This window comes from Providencia sp. PROV122 (genome assembly GCF_028482365.1).
Taxonomy (GTDB): domain Bacteria; phylum Pseudomonadota; class Gammaproteobacteria; order Enterobacterales; family Enterobacteriaceae; genus Providencia; species Providencia stuartii.
In genome coordinates this window covers 21,951-27,950 of record NZ_JAMPQI010000037.1, presented here as the reverse complement: position 1 = coordinate 27,950, position 6,000 = coordinate 21,951, and the positions used below count along the sequence as shown (strand labels likewise).

3 protein-coding genes and 2 pseudogenes are annotated in these 6,000 nt (G+C 37.0%); 2 read left to right on the top strand and 3 right to left on the bottom strand.

Going from position 1 to position 6,000, the window contains the following annotated elements; translation table 11 throughout:
* Positions 1 to 381 (top strand): annotated as a pseudogene (locus tag PSE69_RS18370) (hypothetical protein); the annotation flags it as partial.
* A 454-nt stretch (positions 382 to 835) separates the two neighbouring features.
* On the opposite strand, the gene PSE69_RS18365 reads toward PSE69_RS18370, so the two are convergent.
* Positions 836 to 1,072, bottom strand: coding sequence for a YagK/YfjJ domain-containing protein (locus tag PSE69_RS18365; protein WP_121874589.1), 237 nt, complete (start codon positions 1,070 to 1,072; stop codon positions 836 to 838).
* 55 nt (positions 1,073 to 1,127) lie between these two features.
* On the opposite strand from PSE69_RS18365, the pseudogene PSE69_RS18360 reads away from it, so the two are divergent.
* Positions 1,128 to 2,307, top strand: a pseudogene (locus PSE69_RS18360) (IS3 family transposase).
* A gap of 93 nt (positions 2,308 to 2,400) precedes the next feature.
* Here PSE69_RS18360 and PSE69_RS18355 read toward each other — a convergent pair.
* Together PSE69_RS18355 and PSE69_RS18350 are read right to left on the bottom strand one after the other, a co-directional pair.
* Positions 2,401 to 3,648, bottom strand: a complete 1,248-nt coding sequence (locus tag PSE69_RS18355) for an aromatic amino acid transporter (protein ID WP_272675309.1) — start codon at positions 3,646 to 3,648, stop codon at positions 2,401 to 2,403.
* Positions 3,649 to 3,712: 64 nt separating this feature from the next.
* Positions 3,713 to 5,116: a tryptophanase gene (locus tag PSE69_RS18350; RefSeq protein WP_014657544.1), complete on the bottom strand. Its 1,404-nt coding sequence runs from the start codon at positions 5,114 to 5,116 to the stop codon at positions 3,713 to 3,715.
* Positions 5,117 to 6,000 lie beyond the last annotated feature (884 nt).

The following is a 6,000-nucleotide window of genomic DNA, read 5'->3' as shown; positions in this document are numbered from 1 at the left end:
CAAAACTTTGGTACGGAAGCCACTTTTGTGCTTGATAACAATGCACCAGCGACTTTTGATGGCGGCTATGAAAAAAAATCAGGAGATATAAATGAGCAGTTAATATTATTTCCTTTGATTAGCGAACGTTTTTTGGGTGAGCACGTAAAAAATTTTTGGCTGATAGGAAAATATGATGTCATTACATACAAAATTTATAACAGTAAAAAAATTAATCTAACTATTTTATATAAAAAAAATTTTTTAACTCATTGGCAAGGAAGGAGAGACCAAAATGGTAATACATCAATGAGCTATCCGGATGGGACCATTATATATAATGGGGATACAAAGCCCCAATATAACAAACTGATCGAGATATCCGAATCCATGATCCAATAATAAAAAAACAACCACTTTTTTCTGTCGTTTCAAATTTTAAATATCACTTTTAATTAGTAGTATAAAATACTTATCTACTGAAATGTGCTCTAAATTTCTCTGGATTCGTTAAGACTGTCTTCAATGCTGTTGATATAATAATAGGTTACGTTGTTTTAAAAGGCAGGTAGTATGTGCTACCTGTCTAAGTCGGTCCTAGTACTGGCTATGGCCTATCGTACGATAATAGGAACTGTAGTGTTTAGAGTAGTCTTTAGGTAAGTAATTCAATCGCTCTATTACCACGTTATAATCTGTAAAGGATTAGGCATCTCGATTTAAGCAGTACCGACAATTTTCTGGGTAGTTAACTAATGCTCTGTATTGTTAGTAGGGACTAAATCCCCCTAGTTAAACGGTAATTGCAAGAGCAAATAGATTAGTGGCATTTACAAACAACTAACTCTACTCATAATCATTTCTGGCTATACCCTATGCTCCGTGAGCTCGCATTATAGTGCTTCGAGTGCTCTTTCGCTAAGTAATTCATCCTTTGTACTAATGCAGTATAATCAGCTTCGAATGTGGGGGATTCTTGGTTTAGCCAATATACACCGTTGTCAGGATATTCAACTAAGGCTCCTTTATCTATAACAGGGTCTAATTCGAACTGTAACGCACTGTACCATGCAGGTGTAGTGGCATAGTTAATTTGGTCACCAAGTCAGAGGTGATATCATCACTTCATAAACAGATAGGTGATAATTATGGCGAAACGTATAAGACGACTTTTCAGTGCTGAATTTAAACTTGAAGCCACTCAACTGGTGCTTGACCAAAGCTACTCCGTAGTCAAGGCCGCCAACGCCATGGGCGTCGGTAAATCAACCATGGACAAATGGGTTCGGCAACTCAAGCTAGAACGCAAAGGGATTTCACCGAAAGCGTCACCCATGACGCCAGAACAAGTCGAAATCCGTGAATTGAAAAAGAAAATTGCACGACTTGAAGAGCATAATGAGATCTTAAAAAAGGCTACAGCGCTGGTGATGTCGGACTCTCTGAACAATTCTCGCTGATCGAGAAACTCAGTCGGCGCTTTAGTATTAAACAACTGTGTAACGTGTTCAGTGTTCATCGCAGTAGCTATCAATATTGGCGTCATCGCTCAAAGATACCGTCAGTGGAACAAACACAGCTTCGGGCTCTTGTTCGAGAAGCCCATGAAAGTAGTCACGGTTCTGCTAGTGCTCGTACTATTGCTGACATTGTATCGAATACAAAACAGGTTCCTTTAACGCGCTATCGTGCAACTAAGTTAATGAAATTACTTGGCTTGGTGAGTTGTCAAACATCGAAGCATCGATATAAAAAACGACTCAAGAGCACGTTGAAATACCGAATCATCTCAGACGTCAATTTGCGGTCACGGAGCCAAACCAAGTTTGGGTGGGTGATGTGACCTATATTTGGTCAGGTAACCGCTGGATATATCTTGCTGTTGTAATGGATTTATTTGCTCGAAAGCCCATTGGTTGGGCGATGTCATTTTCACCGGATAGCCAGCTAACAGGAAAAGCATTATCAATGGCTTTTGAATCAAGAGGTAAGCCAAGGAATATCCTGTTTCATTCAGATCAAGGAAGTCATTATACAAGCCGCCAATATCGCCAATTATTATGGCGTTATCAGATAAAGCAAAGTTTATCTCGGCGAGGTAATTGCTGGGATAATGCGCCGATGGAGCGATTTTTTCGAAGTTTAAAGACAGAATGGGTACCCATTTTAGGCTACCGTAATTCCATAGAAGCACAGCAAGAAATAACACGATATATCATCGGGTATTATAGTCAGCTTAGACCCCATCAATATAACGGTGGCTTAACACCCAATGAATCAGAACGGTTGTATTGGGAAAACTCTAAAACGGTGACCAATTTTTGTTGACCACTCCAGTTTTTATTATGGTTAAAGCCATAGTAAAAAGGCACAGCAAAATTGCTGTGCCTTTGACAGTTAGCATAAAAGGAGATTAAACAATTAACGATATATTGGTAGCAAATTAAACTGAGCAAGTAGCTGGCAAATAATCCCTACAACCCCAAACACAATGACTGCATATATTAACCCCTTCCCTCCCCATACTTTAAACGTTGATTCAGGAAAACGCTCTCTAGCTTTAAGTGCCATCACCGCAGGACAAATAATCGCCCAAATACAGGCCGCCATACCGGCATAGGCAATTGCAACTAAAAAACCATTAGGGAATAACATGCAGAGTATTAATGGAGGTAAGAAGCAAAGTAGTGCAGATTTCATACGTCCAGAGCTGTTATCTTGGAAATTCAACGATGCTAAGATGTAGTCAAATAAACCGATTGCTACCCCTAAGAATGAGCAAAATACGGCGCTGATTGAAAACCACAATAAAAATGTCGCAATATGCTTGCTATTCAGAACTGCGTAAAGTGACTCAATAAAAGCATCAAGATTGCCACCTTTATTGATGATGGTTAAAAACTCTGTTCTAGGTAAATTTCCCATCGTTCCTAATACCCATAGGAAATAGAGAACAAGGGCAAGAATACAACCGATGACACAGCTTTTTACCACTTTTCTTTCATTTTCATGGTACAGCTTATATAAACTACACACATTACCATGGTAGCCAAAAGAAGTGATTGCATAAGGAATGATAATAAAGACAAACGGTAAAAGAGAGGTTTGTGTATCTCCTGTTGGAAGTTTTAAAAGTAAATCCGTTTTTACTACAAAGAAAAGACCTGAGAAAGCTAAGACAAATAATACTATTTTTATCAATAAGAATATTGATGTTAAACGGCTAGCTCCAATACCACTCCACCAAATAGTTGCACCTAATATTAACGTAAAAATAATAAATATAATTCTTAAATTAATATCGAAGCCATAAATGGAGGCTGATTCTTTAATTACAGATCCAGCAGCAGATATATACGCATAGATTAAAATATAGAGGACAAAAATCAATGCTGCATTTGCAATATAACAGGCACATTTAGATAATAGTTCTTTTGATATAAAAAAGTAATTTGTTCCTGCTCCATATTTAGAAATACATTCGAGAATATATATCCCTGAATGAAACATAAAGAAACAAACAACGAATAGAACAATGACTGAATTTATAAACCATGCTCCTGCCATAATTGTGGGTAAGCTAAACATGCCCGCCCCTATCATAGCGCCACCGAGCACAAAGCCCCCTACCAATATGGAGGGTTCCTTCTTCTCTGACGAATTATTCATGGTTATTCACCTTAAAAATAAGGGTAAAGTTCCCGCATTGCACGGGAACCTGAAGTATTGACTATTATTTAATAGGTTTTAATCTAGCGGTAAAATGCCTTAATACGGGTGGTTCATATTCAAAATCCAGCCCTTTTAACGTTGCAAATCTATCTTTAAGGCCAATCAAGGCATCTGCGATATAGTCCATATGGTCGTTGGTATAAACACGCCTTGCTATAGTGAGTCGCATGAACTCCATATCAGCATGTTTCTGTTTCCCTGTTTCAGGGTCACGACCAAGTAAAAATGAACCAATTTCAACAGCACGAACACCGGACTCAAGATAAAGTGCATTAATCACTGCTTGGGCTGGAAATTGCTCGCTCGGTATTTGTGGAACTAACTTTTTACAATCAACAAATACCGCATGTCCCCCTGTAGGGTACTGAATAGGGATCCCCCCTTCACGTAAGCGATCACCTAAGTATCTCACTTGACCAATACGATAATGTAGATAATCCTCCCTAGTTCCTTCTTCAAGCCCTTGTACCATCGCCGCTATATCGCGTCCGGCTAAACCGCCATAAGTGACAAACCCCTCCATTGGAACACAGCGTTGCCTTGCTAAGGTGAAAATATTTTCATCATCTTTAATAGCAACTAAGCCACCAATATTTAATAGCGGGTCTTTCTTCGCAGACATGGTTAATGCATCGGCATATTTGTACATGTCAAAAATAACTTCTTTGATTGTGGCATCTTTATATTTTGGATCACGCTCTTTAATAAAATAGGCATTTTCACAAAAACGAGCGGAATCCATGACAACAAAGATATTATGCTGCTTAGCGATTTCATAGACTTCTTTTAAATTCGCCATAGAAACGGGCTGACCACCAGCACTATTACAAGTGACGGTAGAAACAATCGCGACAACGTTTTCAGCCCCATATTTAGCAATATTATCTTTTAACTTCTGAATATCAAAATTACCTTTCCAGTCATCATATGTTTCCGAATCGTAAGCCTTTTCGGTGACAATATTAATCGCTTTACACCCATTTAATTCAACATGTGCGGCTGTTGTATCAAAATGGAAATTAGAAATAAAGACTGGATTCTTAGCTCCTCCCTCCTGTTGTTTAGCTTTCAATAATACGGGGAACAACATATTTTCTGCACCACGCCCTTGGTGAGCAGGAATAGTGTAATCGTAGCCAAACATCTCTTTAACTTTATTTTTTAAATCATAATAGTTACGAGACCCTGCATACGCTTCATCCCCTGTGATCATCGCGGCCCACTGCTGATCACTCATTGCGTTAGTACCGGAATCGGTTAATAAATCAATATATACAGCACTACTCGGTAATAAGAATGGATTGTAGCCAGCTTCTTTTAATGCAGCTTCTCGCTCTTCCCTAGATGGAATACGAATATTTTCTACCATTTTAATACGGAACGGTTCTACGATTCTTTTAGCCATGATAATACCTTTAATTTTCATTAAATAATAAAAACAGAAATTCGTACTTATTATGAGTAATAAGATAACGATTAATTAAGAGAAAACGTTGGAATTATCGATGAGGAAAAAAGAAGGCTAAAGGAATATCAATATTGAACCATTTCTTCATATAGAAGAAACTCCTCGATATTACTAGCTTATGTAATGATAACATACTATGCCTCCTCAATTAAGGGATTAGTACTACCGTCGAGCTTAGATATATAACAACTATTTGGTTATTTTAATCTCTGTTGTCATTATATTATACACGCATCACAATATTGAATAATTTATCGACAACAACATGACGCTCATCACATTATTTATTGAAATCCAAAACCCGCAAAAATAAAAGCAACACACTGAATTTTATAACAATTTAATAAAAACATTAACAAGGAAATTTTATTATAGCTTGTTAAGATTTAAGTTTATTTTATTAAATTAAAGTAACATCTTACTTAAGTTAAAATAGATTTAAGTCAAATGAAATCAATAAAAATATCTTATGTCACTTAATAAAGTTTGGGATACGTTATTCATTATTTTTTATATTTTGGCAAACTTCCCCCTTAATAAAATACCAAGTTCACCTATTATTGAGTCTGAAAAATAGTGTGTTTGTTCCCTGCATTACTCACGCCATAAGCTTTAAACGGCCTTTTGGTTGATGGAATAGCCAACTCAACCAATCAATTCGATCGATTTGCTTTCCGTACAACTCACTAATTTATTGCCACTTTTAAAATTTTTTCAAAAAATATTGCTATTTTTAATAACTTTCAAGAGTAAAAAAGAATACTAAATCAGATGCTATCAATCGAACCCTACTTTTGGGGTAACATACCGATAATCATACT

Bases quoted from the DNA above. Each gene is read 5' to 3' on its own strand.
- PSE69_RS18355 (WP_272675309.1), bottom strand. From the start codon at position 3,648: ATGAATAATTCGTCAGAGAAGAAGGAACCCTCCATATTGGTAGGGGGC.
- PSE69_RS18350 (WP_014657544.1), bottom strand. From the start codon at position 5,116: ATGGCTAAAAGAATCGTAGAACCGTTCCGTATTAAAATGGTAGAAAAT.